18 protein-coding genes, 2 tRNA genes and 1 rRNA gene are annotated in these 20,207 nt (G+C 59.7%); 4 read left to right on the plus strand and 17 right to left on the minus strand.

Going from position 1 to position 20,207, the window contains the following annotated elements:
* Window positions 1-201 precede the first annotated feature (201 nt).
* The 12 genes from JN756_RS27260 to mrcB all read right to left on the minus strand — a co-directional run bounded on the left by JN756_RS27260 (window position 202) and on the right by mrcB (window position 12,362).
* Window positions 202-277, minus strand: a tRNA-Ala gene (locus tag JN756_RS27260).
* A 27-nt stretch (window positions 278-304) separates the two neighbouring features.
* A tRNA-Ile gene (locus tag JN756_RS27265) sits at window positions 305-381 on the minus strand.
* Window positions 382-463: 82 nt separating this feature from the next.
* A 16S ribosomal RNA gene (locus JN756_RS27270) occupies window positions 464-2,000 on the minus strand.
* 544 nt (window positions 2,001-2,544) lie between these two features.
* Window positions 2,545-3,165, minus strand: coding sequence for a protein-methionine-sulfoxide reductase heme-binding subunit MsrQ (gene msrQ, locus JN756_RS27275; RefSeq protein ID WP_046382059.1), 621 nt, complete (start codon window positions 3,163-3,165; stop codon window positions 2,545-2,547).
* Window positions 3,165-4,178, minus strand: a complete 1,014-nt coding sequence (msrP, locus tag JN756_RS27280; RefSeq protein ID WP_017847455.1) for a protein-methionine-sulfoxide reductase catalytic subunit MsrP — start codon at window positions 4,176-4,178, stop codon at window positions 3,165-3,167. Before msrP ends, msrQ begins: the two co-directional genes overlap by 1 nt.
* A gap of 63 nt (window positions 4,179-4,241) precedes the next feature.
* Window positions 4,242-5,099: a CDP-diacylglycerol--serine O-phosphatidyltransferase gene (pssA, locus tag JN756_RS27285; protein ID WP_017847454.1), complete on the minus strand. Its 858-nt coding sequence runs from the start codon at window positions 5,097-5,099 to the stop codon at window positions 4,242-4,244.
* Window positions 5,100-5,243: 144 nt separating this feature from the next.
* Window positions 5,244-6,260: a ketol-acid reductoisomerase gene (gene ilvC / locus JN756_RS27290; protein ID WP_003212125.1), complete on the minus strand. Its 1,017-nt coding sequence runs from the start codon at window positions 6,258-6,260 to the stop codon at window positions 5,244-5,246.
* 47 nt (window positions 6,261-6,307) lie between these two features.
* Window positions 6,308-6,799 (minus strand): acetolactate synthase small subunit, encoded by a 492-nt coding sequence (ilvN, locus tag JN756_RS27295; RefSeq protein WP_003176102.1) that lies wholly within the window; start codon window positions 6,797-6,799, stop codon window positions 6,308-6,310.
* A gap of 2 nt (window positions 6,800-6,801) precedes the next feature.
* The gene (locus tag JN756_RS27300) at window positions 6,802-8,526 is read right to left on the minus strand and encodes an acetolactate synthase 3 large subunit (RefSeq protein WP_046385175.1); all 1,725 of its coding nucleotides are present in this window, start codon (window positions 8,524-8,526) and stop codon (window positions 6,802-6,804) included.
* 431 nt (window positions 8,527-8,957) lie between these two features.
* On the minus strand, window positions 8,958-9,287 hold the full coding sequence (locus JN756_RS27305; protein WP_128191749.1) for a YqcC family protein: 330 nt from the start codon (window positions 9,285-9,287) through the stop codon (window positions 8,958-8,960).
* Window positions 9,287-10,021 (minus strand): tetratricopeptide repeat protein, encoded by a 735-nt coding sequence (locus tag JN756_RS27310; protein WP_057005452.1) that lies wholly within the window; start codon window positions 10,019-10,021, stop codon window positions 9,287-9,289. The genes JN756_RS27305 and JN756_RS27310 overlap by 1 nt, the downstream gene beginning before the upstream one ends.
* 16 nt (window positions 10,022-10,037) lie before the next feature.
* The gene (gene mrcB, locus JN756_RS27315) at window positions 10,038-12,362 is read right to left on the minus strand and encodes a penicillin-binding protein 1B (protein ID WP_026140090.1); all 2,325 of its coding nucleotides are present in this window, start codon (window positions 12,360-12,362) and stop codon (window positions 10,038-10,040) included.
* A gap of 117 nt (window positions 12,363-12,479) precedes the next feature.
* On the opposite strand from mrcB, the gene JN756_RS27320 reads away from it, so the two are divergent.
* The 3 genes from JN756_RS27320 to JN756_RS27330 all read left to right on the plus strand — a co-directional run bounded on the left by JN756_RS27320 (window position 12,480) and on the right by JN756_RS27330 (window position 14,950).
* A complete protein-coding gene (locus JN756_RS27320) occupies window positions 12,480-14,036 on the plus strand; it encodes a bifunctional aminoglycoside phosphotransferase/ATP-binding protein (RefSeq protein WP_017847448.1) in 1,557 nt (518 codons plus the stop codon).
* A gap of 92 nt (window positions 14,037-14,128) precedes the next feature.
* Window positions 14,129-14,473 (plus strand): pentapeptide repeat-containing protein, encoded by a 345-nt coding sequence (locus tag JN756_RS27325; protein WP_017847447.1) that lies wholly within the window; start codon window positions 14,129-14,131, stop codon window positions 14,471-14,473.
* Window positions 14,474-14,677: 204 nt separating this feature from the next.
* Complete coding sequence (locus JN756_RS27330; protein WP_017847446.1) at window positions 14,678-14,950, plus strand: TfoX/Sxy family protein; 273 nt, start codon at window positions 14,678-14,680, stop codon at window positions 14,948-14,950.
* Between the two features lie 220 nt (window positions 14,951-15,170).
* Here the strand turns inward: JN756_RS27330 and JN756_RS27335 are convergent, their stop codons facing one another.
* The 3 genes from JN756_RS27335 to JN756_RS27345 are packed head-to-tail and all read right to left on the minus strand — an operon-like array spanning window position 15,171 to window position 17,850.
* Entirely contained in the window at window positions 15,171-15,938 is a 768-nt protein-coding gene (locus tag JN756_RS27335) for a heme ABC transporter ATP-binding protein (protein WP_046382057.1), read from the minus strand.
* Window positions 15,938-16,921, minus strand: coding sequence for a FecCD family ABC transporter permease (locus JN756_RS27340; RefSeq protein WP_164887008.1), 984 nt, complete (start codon window positions 16,919-16,921; stop codon window positions 15,938-15,940). The genes JN756_RS27335 and JN756_RS27340 overlap by 1 nt, the downstream gene beginning before the upstream one ends.
* 50 nt (window positions 16,922-16,971) lie before the next feature.
* Window positions 16,972-17,850: a heme/hemin ABC transporter substrate-binding protein gene (locus JN756_RS27345; protein ID WP_201021546.1), complete on the minus strand. Its 879-nt coding sequence runs from the start codon at window positions 17,848-17,850 to the stop codon at window positions 16,972-16,974.
* Window positions 17,851-18,006: 156 nt separating this feature from the next.
* Between JN756_RS27345 and JN756_RS27350 the strand changes: the two genes are divergently transcribed.
* Entirely contained in the window at window positions 18,007-18,324 is a 318-nt protein-coding gene (locus JN756_RS27350; RefSeq protein WP_046382054.1) for a Rieske (2Fe-2S) protein, read from the plus strand.
* Here JN756_RS27350 and sfsA read toward each other — a convergent pair.
* Entirely contained in the window at window positions 18,321-19,034 is a 714-nt protein-coding gene (sfsA, locus tag JN756_RS27355) for a DNA/RNA nuclease SfsA (protein WP_017847441.1), read from the minus strand. The two genes, JN756_RS27350 and sfsA, sit on opposite strands and share 4 nt — an antisense overlap.
* Complete coding sequence (locus tag JN756_RS27360; RefSeq protein WP_046487535.1) at window positions 19,034-20,206, minus strand: pyridoxal phosphate-dependent aminotransferase; 1,173 nt, start codon at window positions 20,204-20,206, stop codon at window positions 19,034-19,036. Before JN756_RS27360 ends, sfsA begins: the two co-directional genes overlap by 1 nt.
* Window position 20,207 lies beyond the last annotated feature (1 nt).

Genomic DNA, 20,207 nt, shown 5'->3' on the forward strand with positions numbered 1-20,207 from the left:
GAAAATTCGAATTTCTCAATTAAGAGAACTCACAAATTTTACCTTAGCCTGATCCGTTACCAGTGAAAGTAACGTTCAGTCTATCTTTCTATCACATACCCAAATTTTTAAAGAACGATCTAATCAAAGACTAGAAATCAACATTCACCATCATCACGATGGAATGCTCATTTCTAAGCTTTCAAACTTCAGAAGCAGTAGTGGTGGAGCCAAACGGGATCGAACCGTTGACCTCCTGCGTGCAAGGCAGGCGCTCTCCCAGCTGAGCTATGGCCCCGTATTTCTACAGGTTCCCACACAAAATTGGTGGGTCTGGGCAGATTCGAACTGCCGACCTCACCCTTATCAGGGGTGCGCTCTAACCAACTGAGCTACAGACCCAATTTCGGGCTGCTTCTTATCGTCTTCTTCAATGAATCAAGCAATTCGTGTGGGAACTTATGGAGCAGCTGATGTCGTCGATTAAGGAGGTGATCCAGCCGCAGGTTCCCCTACGGCTACCTTGTTACGACTTCACCCCAGTCATGAATCACACCGTGGTAACCGTCCCCCCGAAGGTTAGACTAGCTACTTCTGGTGCAACCCACTCCCATGGTGTGACGGGCGGTGTGTACAAGGCCCGGGAACGTATTCACCGCGACATTCTGATTCGCGATTACTAGCGATTCCGACTTCACGCAGTCGAGTTGCAGACTGCGATCCGGACTACGATCGGTTTTCTGGGATTAGCTCCACCTCGCGGCTTGGCAACCCTCTGTACCGACCATTGTAGCACGTGTGTAGCCCAGGCCGTAAGGGCCATGATGACTTGACGTCATCCCCACCTTCCTCCGGTTTGTCACCGGCAGTCTCCTTAGAGTGCCCACCATTACGTGCTGGTAACTAAGGACAAGGGTTGCGCTCGTTACGGGACTTAACCCAACATCTCACGACACGAGCTGACGACAGCCATGCAGCACCTGTCTCAATGTTCCCGAAGGCACCAATCTATCTCTAGAAAGTTCATTGGATGTCAAGGCCTGGTAAGGTTCTTCGCGTTGCTTCGAATTAAACCACATGCTCCACCGCTTGTGCGGGCCCCCGTCAATTCATTTGAGTTTTAACCTTGCGGCCGTACTCCCCAGGCGGTCAACTTAATGCGTTAGCTGCGCCACTAAGAGCTCAAGGCTCCCAACGGCTAGTTGACATCGTTTACGGCGTGGACTACCAGGGTATCTAATCCTGTTTGCTCCCCACGCTTTCGCACCTCAGTGTCAGTATCAGTCCAGGTGGTCGCCTTCGCCACTGGTGTTCCTTCCTATATCTACGCATTTCACCGCTACACAGGAAATTCCACCACCCTCTACCATACTCTAGTCAGTCAGTTTTGAATGCAGTTCCCAGGTTGAGCCCGGGGATTTCACATCCAACTTAACTAACCACCTACGCGCGCTTTACGCCCAGTAATTCCGATTAACGCTTGCACCCTCTGTATTACCGCGGCTGCTGGCACAGAGTTAGCCGGTGCTTATTCTGTCGGTAACGTCAAAACAATCACGTATTAGGTAACTGCCCTTCCTCCCAACTTAAAGTGCTTTACAATCCGAAGACCTTCTTCACACACGCGGCATGGCTGGATCAGGCTTTCGCCCATTGTCCAATATTCCCCACTGCTGCCTCCCGTAGGAGTCTGGACCGTGTCTCAGTTCCAGTGTGACTGATCATCCTCTCAGACCAGTTACGGATCGTCGCCTTGGTGAGCCATTACCTCACCAACTAGCTAATCCGACCTAGGCTCATCTGATAGCGCAAGGCCCGAAGGTCCCCTGCTTTCTCCCGTAGGACGTATGCGGTATTAGCGTCCGTTTCCGAACGTTATCCCCCACTACCAGGCAGATTCCTAGGCATTACTCACCCGTCCGCCGCTCTCAAGAGAAGCAAGCTTCTCTCTACCGCTCGACTTGCATGTGTTAGGCCTGCCGCCAGCGTTCAATCTGAGCCATGATCAAACTCTTCAGTTCAAACATCTTTGGGTTTTTAAGAAACCCTAAACTTGGCTCAGCAATCGTTGGTTACATCTTTGATTTCTCGCGGAGTAACTTGTGATGCTGATAATCTTGTTGACTATCAGTCTGACTCCACAAGCACCCACACGAATTGCTTGATTCAGTTGTTAAAGAGCGGTTGGTTAAGATCTTTCGTCTCAACCGAGGCGCGCATTCTACAGCAGCCTCATTTGCTGTCAAGTGATTATTTTCAGAAGTTTTCAAAGTTTCCTTTGTAACTTCAACCACTTGCGCTTCCGATCTCTCGTTAGCGGGAGGCGAATTCTACAGCGTTACACGCTGCTGTCAACACCTCTTTTTCTCCGCTTTCGACCGAGAAGATCGAAACGTTAATAGAGCCAAACAACATTGCTCTACCAACTCCTTCCAGGCTTCGATGAACTGAAGCAGGTCGCTGTCGAATCTTGCGTAACTCTTTGTTTACCAAGGAGTTTTCCGTTTCGACTGCGCCGGAAGTGGGGCGAATTATAGACGTCCAGGATTTGCCGTCAAGGGTTAATTACGCTTTTGTTGCAGAAGGTGCTTTTTTCGCAATAAGGCGCGGAATTCGCCGCATCACCGGCGGTATCCGCAGGACAAGAAGCAGCGCACCTATAGAAGCATAGATAGCCCACTCCTTCAGATCCGCCCGCACGATCCACAACATATGCAGCAAGCCAAGCCCAAGCACGCCATACACCAGGCGATGCAACTTCTTCCAACGGCTGCCCAACCGACGCTGACTGTAGCGATTCGACGTCAGCGCCAGCACCAACAAAGACAGGAAACCCAGGGCCCCCACAATAATGTAGGGGCGCTTACTCAATTCCACCCCCAACTGCGACCAATCCAGCCCCAGGACAAACACACAATATGCCGCCAGGTGCAGCACCACATAAGCAAAGCACCACAACCCCAACTGGCGCCGCACCGCGATCCACCCTGCCCAACCGCTCAACTTCTGCAACGGTGTCATCGCCAGGGTAATCAGCAGCAGGATCAACGTGCCCAAGCCCAGCCGGTCAACCAGCACCTTGCCTGGGTCCGGCCCCAAGGCAGAACGCCACGCTTCGTACAGCCAGAGCAACGGCCATACCGCGGTGGCGATAAACACGCCGATGCGCCAGATCGGGAAACGCATCAGTAGTTCTTCCGCAGGTCGAGGCCGGTATAAAGCGCCGCCACCTCATCCGAGTAACCGTTGAACATCTGCGTCTCGCGCACATTCGGGCTGAACAGGCCACTCGGCAAGCGCCGCTCACGCGCCTGAGTCCAACGAGGGTGGTCGACCGTCGGGTTCACGTTCGCATAAAACCCGTACTCATTCGCCGCAATACTTTGCCAGGTGGTTTTCGGCTGCTCGCTTACCAAGCTGATACGCACGATGGACTTCACGCTCTTGAAGCCATACTTCCATGGCACCACCAAACGCAACGGCGCGCCATTCTGGTTAGGCAACTCGCGCCCATACATCCCCACCGCCAGAATCGCCAGGGGATTCATCGCCTCATCCAGGCGCAGCCCTTCTACATAGGGCCAATCGATCAAGCCGAAACTCGAGCGCTGGCCCGGCATGCTTTTGGGGTCCTGGAGGGTTTCGAAGCGGATGTACTTGGCTTTGGAAGTCGGCTCAACCTGCTTGAGCAACGCCGAAATGGGAAAACCCATCCACGGAATGACCATCGACCACGCCTCCACACAGCGCAGACGGTAGATTCGCTCTTCCAATTGATACGGCTTCATGAAGTCTTCCAGGGCGTAACGCCCCGGCTTTGCGACCTCGCCATCGATCACCACACTCCAGGGTTCGGTCTTGAGCGAACCTGCATTCGCCGCAGGATCGCCCTTGTCCGTGCCGAACTCATAGAAGTTGTTGTAGTGGGTCGCGTCCTTGAACGGGGTGATGGCTTCGTCCTTGACGGTTACCGCCTGCCATTTCGTACCCGGCAGTTTTTCGGCAAACCAGCCTGGCGCCTTGCCTGGTTCGACATCCGCATACCGCGCGGCATCGTCAGCGCTGGCCCAGCGCGGCAAGCTGCTGGCGGCAACACCGGCCAGCGCACCACCGAGCAAGCTACGGCGAGACAGGTAGAAGGACTCAGGAGTGACGTCCGATTCATGACAATCGGACGCTTTGGGCAATTTGATTAACATGGCAACTCCGCAGCATTGGAGAACTGATGCACCAATAGACTGCGGAGTATGGGGGAAATTACATTAAGGCAATGTTTTGTCCCGACGCAGTTGCAGCAGATACTGAACTGGCCCGGAAGCGGCATACACCAGGAACACCAGCAGCAGAATACGCGGCGGATCGCTGAAGACCACGGCGAACACCAGCACCACCGCAAGGATGGCCACGAAAGGCACGCGCCCCTTGAGGTCGAGTTCCTTGAAGCTGTTGTACTTGATGTTACTGACCATCAGCATGCCGGCGGCCGCAACCATCAAGGCCACCAGGAACGACATCTTCGATCCCTGGATGCCGTAGTCACTGAACGCCCAGACGATCCCCGCCACCACGCCCGCAGCAGCCGGGCTGGCCAGGCCGATGAAGTAACGCTTGTCAGCGGTCCCCACCTGGGTGTTGAAGCGCGCCAGGCGCAACGCGGCGCCCGCGACATAGATGAAGGCCACCATCCAGCCGACCTTGCCCATGTCACCCAGGGCCCAGGCAAACGCCAGCAACGCAGGCGCGACACCAAAGGCAACCATGTCCGACAGCGAGTCATACTCGGCACCGAAGGCGCTTTGGGTATTGGTCATGCGCGCCACGCGCCCATCGAGACCGTCGAGCACCATGGCGACGAAGATGGCGATCGCCGCAAAACCGAAGTACTTGCTGGCACTCACCGCATCACCCGCCGCCAGCGCGCTCTGGGCGCTCATGGAGTTGATGATGGAGTAGAACCCGGCAAACAGGTTCGCCGTAGTGAACAGATTGGGCAGGAGATAGATGCCACGATGCCGGACCTTGCGGCCTTCCGCGTCATGCCCTTCTTCAACATGTTCATCGATCGGTAGCAGGCTATCGGCGTCAGAAGCCTGGTTTGGCTCTTCGGGACGTTCGCTCATGGACTTTACCTTGCAACGGTGTGAAAAAATTCGACAGATACTTGCGGCGAGTGTTCGCCCGCAAACGATGCAGCTTTATACCAGAACCAGCCACCCAAACGAAAAAACGCGGCCTAAGCCGCGTTTTTTCTAGATGCATCCGACTTAGTTTTTGGCTTTGTCGACGATCTTGTTGGCACCGATCCACGGCATCATGGAGCGCAGTTGCTCGCCGATGATTTCGATACCGTGAGCGGCGTTGTTACGACGCTTGGCGGTCATCGAAGGGTAGCCGGTAGCGCCTTCGCTGATGAACATTTTGGCGTATTCGCCGTCCTGAATGCGTTTCAGGGCGTTGCGCATGGCCTGACGGGACTCGGCGTTGATCACTTCCGGGCCAGTCACGTACTCGCCGTATTCGGCGTTGTTGGAGATCGAGTAGTTCATGTTGGCGATACCGCCTTCGTACATGAGATCCACGATCAGCTTCAGTTCGTGCAGGCATTCGAAGTAGGCCATTTCCGGCGCGTAGCCGGCTTCAACCAGGGTTTCGAAACCGGCTTTGACCAGTTCAACGGTACCGCCGCACAGAACAGCTTGTTCGCCGAACAGGTCGGTTTCAGTCTCGTCCTTGAAAGTGGTTTCGATGATGCCGGTACGACCGCCACCAACGCCGGCAGCGTAGGACAGTGCAACGTTCTTGGCGTTGCCCGACGCGTCCTGGTAGATCGCGATCAGGTCAGGGATACCGCCGCCTTTGACGAACTCGGAACGCACGGTGTGGCCCGGGGCTTTCGGCGCGATCATGATCACGTCGAGGTCAGCGCGTGGCACGACTTGGTTGTAGTGGATCGCGAAGCCGTGGGAGAAGGCCAGGGTGGCGCCCTTCTTGATGTTCGGCTCGATTTCGTTCTTGTACAGCGCGGACTGGAACTCATCCGGGGTCAGGATCATGACCAGGTCGGCAGCGGCAACGGCGGAAGCAACGTCAGTCACTTTCAGGCCGTGGGCTTCAGCCTTGGCAACAGTGGCCGAGCCTTTGCGCAGGCCAACAGTCACGTCAACGCCGGAATCTTTCAGGTTGCAAGCTTGCGCGTGGCCCTGGGAACCGTAGCCGATGATGGCGACTTTCTTGCCCTGGATGATCGACAGGTCACAATCTTTATCGTAATAAACTTTCATGAGGTTCCTCTATATATCCAGGCCTTAAGGCCATTCACTAATTTGGGTTAGATGCTGAGTACTTTGTCGCCACGGGCAATCCCGGTGACACCACTGCGTACGGTTTCCAGAATCGAGGCCGTCCCGATCGACTGGATGAAGCTGTCCAGCTTGTCGCTTGTACCGGTCAATTGCACGGTATAAACGCTGGCGCTCACATCGACGATCTGCCCGCGATAAATGTCGGTAGTACGCTTGATCTCGGCACGTTGGGCGCCCGTGGCCTTGACTTTAACCAGCATCAGCTCGCGCTCGATGTGGGCACTTTCCGACAGGTCGACCAGCTTGACCACTTCGATCAGCTTGTTGAGGTTTTTGGTGATCTGCTCGATCACCTCATCGTGGCCCACGGTGGTCAACGTCAGGCGCGACAGGGTCGGGTCTTCGGTCGGTGCCACGGTCAGGCTTTCGATGTTGTAGTTGCGTTGCGAAAACAAGCCGACAACACGAGACAGAGCGCCGGGTTCGTTCTCCAGAAGCAGGGAGATTATGTGCCGCATGATTAGGTACGCTCCGTCTTGTTCAGCCACATGTCACGCATAGAGCCGTCTTTGATCTGCATCGGGTAGACGTGCTCGCTGGTATCCACCTGAATATCGATGAACACCAGGCGATCCTTCATGGCGAACGCTTCTTCCATCTTCGGCTTCAGATCTTTCAGATCGTTGATGCGAATACCGACGTGGCCGTAAGCCTCGACCAATTTGACGAAGTCGGGCAGCGATTCCATGTAGGAATGGGAGTGACGACTACCGTAGCTCATGTCCTGCCATTGACGAACCATGCCCAACACGCCGTTGTTCAGGCACACGATCTTCACCGGAAGGCCGTACTGCAGGCACGTCGACAGCTCCTGGATGTTCATCTGGATGCTGCCTTCGCCGGTGACGCATGCAACGTCGCTGTCCGGGAAGCTCAGTTTGACGCCCATGGCCGCAGGGAAACCAAAGCCCATCGTGCCCAGGCCACCGGAGTTGATCCAGCGGTTAGGCTTGTCGAACTTGTAGTACTGCGCGGCGAACATCTGGTGCTGGCCCACGTCGGAGGTCACAAAGGCATCGCCCTTGGTCACTTCGCACAGGGTCTCGATCACGGTTTGTGGCTTGATGATGCTGCCGTCGCCCTTGTCATAAGGGAACAGACCGCGGTCACCGCGCCATTCGTCGATCTGCTTCCACCAGCTGGCGACAGCTTCTTTGTTCGGCGTCTCGCCGATTTCCTTCAGCGCAGCGACCATTTCGGTCAACACGCTTTCCACCGGACCTACGATCGGCACGTCGGCCTTGATGGTCTTGGAGATGGACGCCGGGTCGATGTCGATATGGATGATCTTGGCATTCGGGCAGAACTTGCTCGCGCCGTTGATCACCCGGTCATCGAACCGCGCGCCCACGGCCAGGATCACGTCGGCGTGGTGCATGGTCAGGTTGGCGGTGTAGCTGCCGTGCATGCCGAGCATGCCGACGAACTGACGGTCCGTACCCGGGAATGCGCCGAGGCCCATCAGGGTGTTGGTCACCGGCAGGTTGAGCAGCTTGGCCAGTTCGGTCAACGGTGCGGAACCGCCGCCCAGAATCACGCCGCCGCCCGAGTACAGCACCGGACGCTTGGCCGCCAGGAGCATTTCTGCCGCCTTGCGGATCTGCCCCGAGTGCCCACGAACGGCCGGGCTGTAGGAACGCAGCTTGGCTTTCTTCGGGAAGACGTATTCGAATTTCTCGGCCGGGTTGGTCATGTCTTTCGGGATATCGACCACTACAGGGCCCGGGCGACCGGACTGTGCGAGGTAGAACGCCTTTTTCATGACTTCCGGGATTTCCGAGGCATGCTTGATCATGAAACTGTGTTTCACGATCGGCCGGGAGATACCGATCATGTCGGTTTCCTGGAATGCATCGGTACCGACCATGGTGCTAGCGACCTGGCCGGAAATGATCACCATCGGGATGGAGTCCATATAAGCAGTCGCGATGCCGGTAATGGCATTGGTTGCGCCTGGACCGGACGTTACCAGTACCACGCCGGCTTTACCGGTGGCACGGGCATAACCGTCAGCCATATGGGTTGCAGCCTGTTCGTGGCGAACCAGGATGTGGGTAACAGCCGGTTCCTTGAACAGTGCGTCATAGACGTGCAGCAGAGCACCACCAGGGTACCCGTAGATATAGTCAACGCCTTCGTCACGCAAAAAGCGGACGAGCATCTCACCGCCAGATAAAAGCTCCACGTTGTTCACCTCTAAAACGCCAGAATACCGTCCGTTAAAAACCGACGGGTCTTAATAGGTTTACTTCTCAACAGAGCATGAGCGACGGTGGTCGCCGACTACGTCAGCACTGACTGAGCAAGTATTGGGATCGTCCCAAGTGTTGCGGGCTCTTCCCACCCAGCGCGAGGTAACGCGTTGCGGGTGTAACAGGTCGGCGCGGATGTGCGCCTCATGATCTGCTGAGCGGGCCTGCTTCTGGCAGTCCCGATACAGCGGACTTTGGATTCTTCTGTTTCAGGCCCTTCAAGTCAAGCAATAATTGCGCTTTTTTCCAACTAAGCGCATGAGAACGTAGAAGAAAGGGCTTTGAGGAGGGATAAAACTCGCCTGAATGTCGTCAAGCGGTAGAAATGTGCGCAAGACTGCCGGAAAAACCGGCAGCCAGGCAATTAACGAGCGTCGACGATCAATTGGTCGAACTTTTTCAGCGCATTGCGCAAACCCTGGCTTTCCAGCGGCCGGTCGGTGTAGACCATCTCGGCCATCTCCATGATCCCGGAAGCATTTGGCAACGGCAGGTTCTGTTCGAGGATCTGCTTCATTCGCACCAGGAAGATCCACTGCAGCCACTGGTGGAAGTCCAGGGTGTCGACCGAAAAGGGCTCGACGCTGCTGAGCGCCTCGGCGCTGGGGGACACCTCGTCCCACCAGCCCTGCAGGCGCAATTCGCGCTCAATCAGCAACAGCTGTTCGGCAATCGCTGGAAAACGCGCATCCATCAGAGGCTGACCTTGGCTTTCTGCCGAGCCTGGGCGGCACCGGCAGCGTCGCCTTGTGCGGCACGCGCATCACCGATCAAGGCCCACAGGCTGGCCTGCAGGTCAGGACGGCCGTTGGCCAGGGTCAGGCCGCGACGGGCGAACTGTTCGGCTTGCGGCGCATCGCCCTGGGCCATCCGCACCTGGGCCAGGCGATACAGCACCTGCGGTTCACGCGGCGCAACGCGCTGGGCGCGCTCGAGGCTCGACGATGCACCGTTCAAGTCGCCACCAGCCTGCTGTTGCTGGGCAGTGGTGAGCAAGGCCAGTACCGGGCCGTCCAGTTGCTCATCAGCCGACAGGCCGCCCGCGCTGGAGGACGACGGAATGCCGCTTGGCGTCGACGGCATGGTGTAGGTGTTCTGGTTGATCGGCGCGGCCTGGACCGGCGTGGAGTCAATCGGCCCCGACGTGCTAGGCCCTGGCGTCCACGGCTCGGCGCTGATCGGCGCCGATGTCGCGGCACCGGCGCCCGGCACCATCACCACCACACCCGAATCCTGCGGCACGGCGCGGGTCGCGGCCTGGGCAGGACGCTTGGTCACGGTCTGACGGAAACCGCCATTGGCCGAGATCCGATCGTTATTGGAGACGGTTGTGCTCGAGTCCACCACGGGAATGGAGCCGCGCTGAACGCTGGAGCAACCGCCGAGCAAAGCCAGAGCTGTAATAGCTGGAATCCACCACTTGTTCACTTGAAACCCTCTTTGCTTAATTCATCCAGCCCTTGACCCAATCCATCACCGATTCCGCGCTTGCAGGGGCACTGCCACCGCACGCGGCACCGGGAGGTGGTTCGCTGCCGCGAATATACGGCATCTGCACCGCGCCCGGACAGTTGGCATCGGAGCCCTGGCCGGTGTGCGGATCAATCCAGGCCTGCACGATGTTGTCCGGCTGCGGCATGCTCAGCGGCAACGGATCGGCCTTGCGCATGAAACTGGTCCAGACCTGCAACGCACCGGTCGCGCCGGTGAACGGCGTCTTGCCGTTGTCATCACGCCCCAGCCAGACCACGGCCAGCACATCCTGACCGAAGCCGGCGAACCAACTGTCACGCGAATCGTTACTGGTACCGGTCTTGCCCGCCAGTGTCAGGTTGGAAGGCAGGACCTTGTACACCGAGCTACCGGTACCTTCACGCATCACACGCTGCATGGCGTTCTGGATCAGGTAGATGGAGCCCGCGTCGAAACGCTGCTGAATCTGGAACGGATAGCGCTTGAGCGGCTCGCCTTCGGCCGTCAGCACGCTGCGAATGCCGCGCATCGGCGTGTTGAAACCACCGTTGGCGAGGGTCTGGTACATGGTCGCCACTTCCATCGGCGTCATGGCACCGGCGCCCAGAAGCATCGATGGGAAGGCCGGGAATTCACGGGTGATGCCCAGGCGCGCGAGGGTCTTGAGGACGTTCGGCACGCCCACTTCGAGCCCCAGGCGCGAGGTCGAGATGTTGTAGGAATGCGCCAGCCCCTGGTACAGGAACACCGTACCGTGAGAACGACGATCGAAGTTCTGCGGGGTCCAGACCTGGCCGTCAGCACCTTTGACCGACAGCGGGTCGTCCGACAGCCAACTGGTCAGGGTGTATTTGCTCGGTTTTTCCAACGCCGTCAGGTACACCGCCGGCTTGACCAGCGAGCCGATCGGCCGCACCGCGTCCAGCGCACGGTTGAAACCGGCGAAACTGGCCTGGCGGCTGCCGATCATGGCCTGGACTTCACCGGTTTCCGGGTTGGTCACCACCATGGCTGCTTCGACTTCGTCGGAGCCTTTACGCCCCGCCAGACGCTTGAAGGTGTCGTTGACCGACGCTTCGGCTTTCATCTGCAGGATCGGGTCGAAACTGGTGAAGATGCGCAGGCCTTCCTCGGTCAAGTCTTCGTCGCGGTAGTCTTCACGCAACTGGCGTTTGACCAGGTCGATAAAGCCCGGGAAGGAGCTGTCCGCCAGCTTGCCGCGGGTGGTCACGCCCAGTGGCATTTTCTTCGCCGCGGCAACCTGTTCCGCCGTGGCCACGCCCTGCTGCTCCAGCACGTCGAGCACCAGGTTACGCCGCTCAAGCGCGCGTTCAGGATTGCGCCGCGGGTTGTAGTAGGACGGCCCCTTGACCATGCCCACCAGCAACGCGACCTGATGCAACTTCAGCTCGGACAGCGGCTGGCCGAAGAAGAACTGGCTCGCCAGCCCGAAACCGTGGACCGCGCGCTGGCCGTCCTGGCCGACGAACACCTCGTTGAGGTAGGCCTCAAGGATTTCCTGCTTGCTGTAATGCAACTCCAGCAGCATCGCCATCATGGCCTCGGTGAGTTTACGGGTCAGGCTGCGCTCGTTGGTGAGGTAGAAGTTCTTCACCAATTGCTGGGTCAGCGTACTGCCGCCCTGGGTCATTTTGCCGCCGGAGGTGTTGACCCAGATCGCACGGGCAATGGACTTCGGCGACACGCCCCAGTGGCTGTAGAAATCGCGGTCTTCCACGGCAACCAGGGTTTCAAGCAGATACGGCGGCACCTGATCGAGCTTGATCAGGATGCGATCTTCCAGGTTCTTCGGGTAAATCCCGCCGATCATCAACGGTTCCAGGCGCACCACGGGCAGCTTCGAGCCATTCAGCGAGGACAGCTCGGCCACGTAGTCGCCGGAGAAGCGCACGCGCACCGGCTGGGGTTTTTCCAGGCCTTCATAGAACTGGAAGCCGCGGGTGTTCAAGTCCACGGTATTGCCGCTGACGGCCGCAGCGCCGGGACCATTGCTCACAGGTTCGCGGCGGTAGCCCAAGGCGTCGAGTTCGGTGAGGAAGTCATCCTTGCTCAGCTTCTGGCCGGTGAACAGCTCCAGCGGACGGGCGTACACCTTGGCCGGAATGGTCCAGCGCTTGCCGGAGAATTTTTCCTGGACCACGGCATCGAGGTACACCGCAAAGCCAGCGAGCACCACAAGACCCACCAGGCTGAGCTTGAGCGCCCAGCCCAGCCACGGGCGCAGGCCGCGGGAAGGAGGTTTTTTACGGGAACGGGGAGATCGGGTTCGAGTCATGGCGGCGGATTATACGCACTTTATCGATGATCAACATGAGCCGGACAGCGGTTTGCACAGCAGGCGTCAGCAGCCATAATGCCCGCCATGATTTCCCCTGACTTTGAAGGATCGCCCGTGAGCCAGCCCCTGATTGCCGCCCTGCAGAACCCGGCTTTATACCCCCATCCGGTTGAAGCGTTCCAAGTCATCGAGACCCATATTTCCTGGGTCATACTGACCGGCCCTTACGCTTATAAACTGAAGAAACCGGTGAACTTCGGCTTCCTGGACTTCACCAAACTGGAAGATCGCGGGCATTTCTGCAACGAAGAGCTGCGCCTGAACCAGCGCCTGACCAAAGATTTGTATCTTGAAGTGTTGCCGATCACCGGCACGGCCGAAGCGCCGCAATTGGGCGGTGACGGCCCGGTCATCGAATACGCGCTGAAAATGCGCCAATTCCCGCAAAGCCAGTTGCTCAGCACCTTGCAAGCCAACGGTGAGCTGACCAGCGCGCACATCGACGAGATGGCCAAACAGATCGCGCACTTCCACCTCACCGCACCGAAAGTGCCGCAAGAGCACCCGGCCGGCACCCCCGACGAGGTGATGGCACCGGTACGCCAGAACTTCGATCAGATCCGCCCGTTCCTCAGCGACAAAGCCGACCTGCTGCAACTCGAAGCCCTGCAAGCCTGGGCCGAAAGCAGCTTCGAACGCCTCAAGCCGCTGCTGGCACAGCGCAAGCACGATGGTTTCACCCGCGAGTGCCACGGCGATATCCACCTGGGCAACGCCACCTTGATCGATGGTCACGTGGTGATCTTCGACTGCATCGAGTTCAACGAACCGTTTCGCTTCACCGACGTGTACGCCGACACCGGCTTCCTGGCCATGGACCTGGAAGACCGCGGCCTCAAATCCCTGGCACGCCGGTTCATCAGCCAGTACCTCGAACTGACCGGCGACTACCAGGGCCTGGAAGTGCTGAACTTCTATAAAGCCTACCGCGCACTGGTCAGGGCCAAAGTCGCGCTGTTCAGCATGCCCAGCGAAGCGAGCCCGGTGCAGCGCGCCACCACCCTGCGCCAGTACCGCAACTACGCCAACCTGGCGGAGAGCTACAGCATTATTCCGTCGCGCTTCCTGGCGATTACCCACGGCGTTTCCGCTGTAGGCAAAAGCCACGTGGCCATGCGTCTGGTGGAAGCCTTGGGCGCCGTTCGCCTGCGTTCGGACGTGGAGCGCAAGCGCCTGTTTGGTGAACAACAGGTGGAAAACACGCCCCAGGCCGGCATCTATGCTGCCGACGCCAGCGCGAAAACCTACGCCCGCCTGAACGAGATCGCCGAGACTGTGCTGCGCGCCGGGTTCCCGGTGGTACTGGATGCGACCTTCCTGAAACGCGCACAACGCGATGCCGCCGCCAAAGTCGCCGAAGCGACGGGCGCGCCGTTCCTGATCCTGGACTGCAATGCGCCGCAGGCCGTTATCGCCAGTTGGCTGGCACAACGTCAGGCAGACAAGAACGATCCGTCTGACGCTACATTGACGATCATTGAAGAGCAGCAAGCCCAACGCGAACCGCTGACAGCCGAAGAGCTGTTGCTGAGCAAGCGCGTCGAGACCAATCAAAGCGGAACCCTCGATGCACTGGTCGAGCAAATTCGCCAGCGCATGCCTGGTCTGTAAGAAAAACTTCTTGGTCGCGTCGTCACCTTAGGCGAGCGGCCAAGCAATAGTGGCACTATAATGGCGCCATAAATCCAACAGGTGTCGCTATCATGAGTCAGCCCAAGCTTCTTGATACCCCGCTCTATTCGCTTCTGCATAAAGACGATATCCGCGGTTTCAACCAGGAACGCCCCAAAGACGGCGTCATCGACATGCGCGGTGGCGACTTCCGCGGGCTGGATCTGCGCGATCTGAACGCCAGCGGCGTGGATTTCACCGATGCGTACTTCCGTTCCGCCGATTTGCGCGGGCTGGACTTGCGCGACTGCTCATTGGAAGGCGCGAGCCTGGCCCATGCGCAGATTTCGGGCACCTACTTCCCGCCGGAACTGACGGCCGACGAGATCCTCATGTCGGTCAATTTCGGCACGCGCCTGCGCTACCGCACCAAGTAACACGCCCTCCCAAGCCCCCGGTCTCGTGCAATACGGACCGGGGACTTCGCGCCTGCCCGCAATAAAACGTCGACGCCATCCTTATAAGCTTTTGCGCCATTCCTGACCAAAGAACTACGCTTTTCCTACTGAGCGCTACACTCCTTTTCAGGCTTGCCTGGTCACGACACCCACCGCACCATTCGGCCGTCGCAAGGAGGCTCGATGAACGATGAGCTGCAACACCTGAGAAACCTTGGCAAGACCTCGGCGCAATGGCTGCATGCGGCGGGCATCCACAGTGCGTCAGACCTGCGGCGCCTGGGCGCGGTCGATGCTTATCGAGCCGTTCGCACGCGTGGCTTCCGTGCCTCGAAAGTCTTGCTGTATGCAATCGAAGGGGCATTGATGGATGTGCATTGGAACGACATCCCAGCCGAACGCAAGGAGGCGCTGAACCGCCAATTGGATGCTATCTCGGCGCGCCAGAAGAATTAGATCGACGACCCCACCCGCCGCGGACAAAGATTCCGGACAAGGGCCTGTGAAAACAAATCTTGACTCTCAAATGAGAATAGTTATGATTATCACAACTGGTCGCGAGACCAGCCGATAACTGAAAGACCATTGGTTCGGACTCTCAGATTATCTCCTCATCAGGCTAATCACGGTTATTTGACCCGGCTCTTGCCGGGTCTTTTTTTGCCGGTAAAAAGCCTCAGCGCGCAATGATCAACGGATGCCCGCGCTCCGGATGCGGCTGCACCAGCACATCCAGCCCGAAGACCGCTTTGAGCGGCTCAGGCCGCAGAACCTGTGCCGGGGTATCCAGCGCATGGGGGCGGCCCGCGTCGAGCAACAGAATCCGGTCGCAGTAACGCGCCGCCAGGTTCAGGTCATGCAGAATCACCAGCACTGCTGCGCCACGGTCAGCAAAGCGGCGTATCGCCTGCAAGGTCGTGTGTTGATGCAAAGGGTCAAGCATCGAGGTCGGCTCATCCAGCAGCAACGTCTGCCCCGCCTGCCCGGGCCATAACTGCGCCAGCACCCGCGCCAGGTGAACGCGCTGCCGCTCGCCGCCCGACAAGGCCAGGTAACTGCGACCGCTCAAGTGCCCGACATCCGCGGCCTGCAACGCGGCATCGATAATCTCGTCATCCCGCACGCGCCCGGTCTGATGGGGCAAGCGGCCCATGCCGACCACCTCTTCGACACGAAAGGCGAAATCCAGGGTTGAAGCCTGCGGCAACACGGCCAGGCGTTGCGCGCGTTGCGACCCGCTCCAGTCTTTCAGTTCGTGCTGATCCAGCCACACCTGACCTTGATCCGGGTGCAGTTCCCCGCACAACGCGCCCAGCAACGTGCTCTTGCCCGCGCCATTCGGGCCCAGTACGCCAAGCACCTGGCCGGGCAACAGGTCCAACGTGACATCCGCCAGTACGGTTTTGCGACCGCGACGAATCCTCAGCCCTTCCACTCGCAGCATCAGGCGCGCCCTCGCAACAACAGGTAAAGAAAAAATGGCGCACCAATCAACGCGGTGACGATACCGATCGGCAACTCCGCCGGCGCCAAGGCCAGGCGCGCGACCAGATCCGCCAACAGCAGCAAGCTCGCCCCCGCCAGCACCGAGGCGGGTAACAGCACGCGATGATCCGGCCCGGCCAACAATCGCACCAGGTGCGGCACCACCAGGCCGACGAAGCCGATCATCCCCGCTGCCGCCACCGCCGCGCCCACGCCCAATGCGGTGCAGAACACCAATTCGCGCTTGAGCCGCTCAACATCGACCCCGAGATGAGCGGCCTCGGATTCGCCGAGCAACAGTGCATTCAATGCCTTCGCCCGCCGCGGCAGCCACAGCGCCACGCCAGCGCTCACCAGCAGCAACGGCCACAGGCGCGAATAGCTGGCGCCATTGAGGCTGCCCAGGTTCCAGAAAGTCAGTGTGCGCAGGGTGGCGTCATCGGCCAGGTAGGTAAACAAGCCCACCGCCGAGCTGGCGAGCGCCGTGAGGGCGATACCGGCGAGCAGCATGGTCGCGACATGGGTCTGGCCGTTGCGCCGCCCCAGCCGGTAGACCAGCGCCGTCACCCCCAACCCACCGAGAAACGCGCACAACGACAACAGATATGGGCCGAACACCTCCGGCAACCCACCCAGAAACGAGCCGCCGACAATGGCGAAGGCCGCACCGAGTGCCGCGCCGCTGGATACCCCGACCAACCCCGGATCGGCCAACGGGTTGCGAAACAACCCCTGCATCGCTACGCCCGACAAGGCCAATACACCGCCCACCGCCAGCCCCAGCAAGGTCCGCGGCAAACGGATCTGCCCGAGAATCAGCTCCGCCTGCTCCAGGCCACTGGCCTCGATCGGCACGCCCATCAGGCGCAAGGCCGCCCTGAGCGTATCCAGCAACGGCAGGCTGACCGGCCCCAGCGCCAATGAAAGCCAGATCGCCAGCACACACAACAGCGTCAGGCCGATAAACAGCGTTCGGGGTTTCACCAGCGTACTCATGGGGCAGACGTGGCCTGGGACGGATAGAAGTCGGCCGACAACTGCACCAGGCTTTGCGGCAGACGCGGCCCGAGCCCGCCGACCAGCAGCGTCGGGTCCAACTCAAACACCCGTGCCTGTTTAGCCGCCGGCGTGGACGCCAGGATCGGGTTCTCCTTGAACAAGGCCGCACGCGCCGCCTCGCCGGTCAGCGCACGGTCGGCAAACACCAGCACCTCGGGGCTCAACCCGGCCAACGACTCCATGGAAAACGGCTTATAACCGCTGTGGGTCGCCAGGTTGCGCCCGCCCGCCTGCCGCAGCATCCAGTCAGCCGCCGTGTCTTTGCCAGCGATCAGCGGCTTGCCGCCGGCATTGCCGAGCAGCATCAACACCCCCGGGGCCTTGTGTGTGGCCTGGGCTGTGGCAACCCAACGTTTCTGCCGGTCAAGCGCCTGTTCATACGCGGTAAACAATGCATGGGCCTTGGCCTCACTGCCCAACAACCTCCCCAGGTGTTCGAGGTTGCCTTTCAACGTCGGCAAATCCGGCTGCGCCGAGAACATTTCCACCTGCACCCCGGCGTTGCGAATCTGCGCCAGCACCGGCGGCGGCCCCATTTCCTCGGTGCCCACCAGGACCTGCGGGCGCAGACTGAGAATGCCCTCGGCCGACAACTGCCGCTGATAACCGACGCTCGGCAATGCCTTGAGCGAAGCCGGATGCTGGCTGGTGGTGTCGACGCCCACCAACTTCGACTCACCGCCCAGGGCCGTCACCCACTCCGATAACGCGCCGCCAGCACTCACCCAGCGTTGCGGCAGTTCCGAGGCGTGCGCCCCAGGGTTGAGCATCAGTCCGACAACAAGCGCGATAGCGCTGGCACTCAAGCGCATAACAGGGTTTCCTTCCAGGGGCGGGGCTGCTGAAACACTCATGGATGTGACAGATACCTCTTGCCGGGCATCGTACTGAGCGCCCAGTCAGCTAACGGGCGAAGCCTGCATTTGATAATTGTTTGCATTTGAACGTCAAGGCACTTAAGGATTGGAATGAAGTTTCTCTGCCCCTCCGACACCCTCGCCCCCAACAGCAGCCGTGGTTTTGATATCGACGGGCACAAACTGTTGGCCGTGCGCCGGGATGGCATCGCCTACTTCTATCGCAATCGCTGCCCCCATCGCGGCGTCCCCCTGGAATGGCAGCCCGATCACTTCCTCGACGCCAGCGCCAGCCTGATCCAATGCGCCACCCACGGCGCGTTGTTCCTGATCGAGAGCGGCGAATGCATCGCCGGCCCCTGCGCGGGTCAAAGCCTCACTGCCCTGCCCGGCCGCGAAGACGAACAGGGCCTGTGGGTAGAACTCTAGTCGCCGAGCAGCACGTCCAAGCGGCGTTCGACGTAAATTTCCTCGGCCGTGACACGCACACCATACGCCAGCACTTCCACGCCCGCGGCCTTGGCCTCGCGCAGGGCGGCAGCGTAGGCCGCGTCGATTTCCACGGCCGGGCGCACGGCCTCGATCCCGGACAGGTTGACGCAATACAGCTGCACCGCCCGCACACCATCCCGGGCCAGGTGCGCCAGCTCGCGTAGATGCTTGGCACCGCGCTGGGTCACGGCGTCCGGAAACGCCGCAATCGAGGTGCCATCGAACCCCAGCGTCACACTTTTGACTTCGACATAGGCCGCCCCCTCGGGGTAATCCAGGCGAAAATCAATGCGGCTGTTCTCCTGACCGTAAGGCACTTCACGCTTCAACGCGCTAAAGCCGTTGAGTTCGGTGATGACCCCGGCATGCAACGCCTCCTCAACCAGTTGATTGGCACGCGCCGTATTGACGCACGCGAGGCGGCCTTGAGGCGTCTCGGCAATTTCCCAGGTGCCGGGCAACTTGCGCTTGGGGTCAGTGGAGCGACTGAACCAGACCTGCCCGCCCTCGACCATGCAATTGAGCATCGAACCGGTATTTGGGCAGTGAATGGTCAACAACTCGCCGGTAACGGTTTCGATATCGGTGAGAAAACGCTTGTAGCGGCGAATCAGCCGCGCCTCTTCGAGGGGAGGATGAAAGCGCATCAGCCCTGCCAGCTCCGCAGCCCACGGGCGATGCGCTCTACCGCCTCTTGCAGCCGATCAAGGTTTTGCGTGTAGGCAAAGCGCACATGGTGGCCGGCTTGATAACGACCGAAATCCAGCCCGGGGGTGAACGCCACATGTTCGGTCTCAAGGAAATGACGGCAAAACGCGAAGGCATCACCGCCGAACGCGCTGATATCGGCGTACAAATAGAACGCCCCTTCCGGTTCGACGGCAATACCGAAGCCCAACTCGCGCAGGGCCGGCAGCAGGAAGTCGCGACGGCGCCCGAACTCGGCACGACGCGCTTCCAGGATGCTCAGGGTTTGCGGGGTGAAGCAGGCCAACGCCGCGTACTGCGCCATGCTCGGAGCGCTGATGTAGAGGTTTTGCGCGAGCTTCTCCAACTCACCGACCGCATCGGGCGGTGCCACCAGCCAACCCAGGCGCCAGCCGGTCATGCCGAAATACTTCGAAAAACTATTCAGGACAAACGCATCATCGTCGACTTCCAGCACGCTGGCCGCCTCGGTGCCGTAAGTGAGGCCGTGGTAGATCTCGTCCACCACCAAATGGCCGTTACGCGCCTTGATGGCACTCGACAACCCCGCCAGTTCGTCCCGCGTCAGGATGGTGCCGGTGGGGTTGGCCGGCGATGCGACCAGCGCGCCCACGCTGTCCTGGTTCCAGTGCTTGGCCACCAGGTCGGCGGTCAATTGATAACGCACGTCCGGACCCACGGGCACCAACTGCGCCGCGCCTTCCACCAGGCGCAGGAAGTGGCGGTTACACGGGTAACCCGGGTCGGCCAACAGCCAGTGTTTACCAGGGTCCACCAGCAGGCTGCTGGCCAACAGCAACGCGCCGGAGCCGCCCGGGGTGATCAGGATGCGCTCGGGGTCCACGCTCAGGCCGTAGCGTTGCTGGTAGAAACCGCTGATGGCATGGCGCAGCTCCGGCAGGCCGCGGGCTGCGGTATAGCGGGTTTTGCCATTGGCCAGCGCGGCCTGGCCGGCCTGGATGATCGGCTCGGCGGTGGTGAAATCCGGTTCGCCGATTTCCAGATGGATGACATCATGGCCTGCCGCTTGCAGCTCATTGGCTCGCGCCAGCAACGCCATGACATGAAAAGGTTCGATGGCGCGACTGCGCGCACTGTAGGGCTGAGCCATT

Source organism: Pseudomonas sp. Y39-6, assembly GCF_023651955.1.
GTDB classification, from domain to species: domain Bacteria; phylum Pseudomonadota; class Gammaproteobacteria; order Pseudomonadales; family Pseudomonadaceae; genus Aquipseudomonas; species Aquipseudomonas veronii.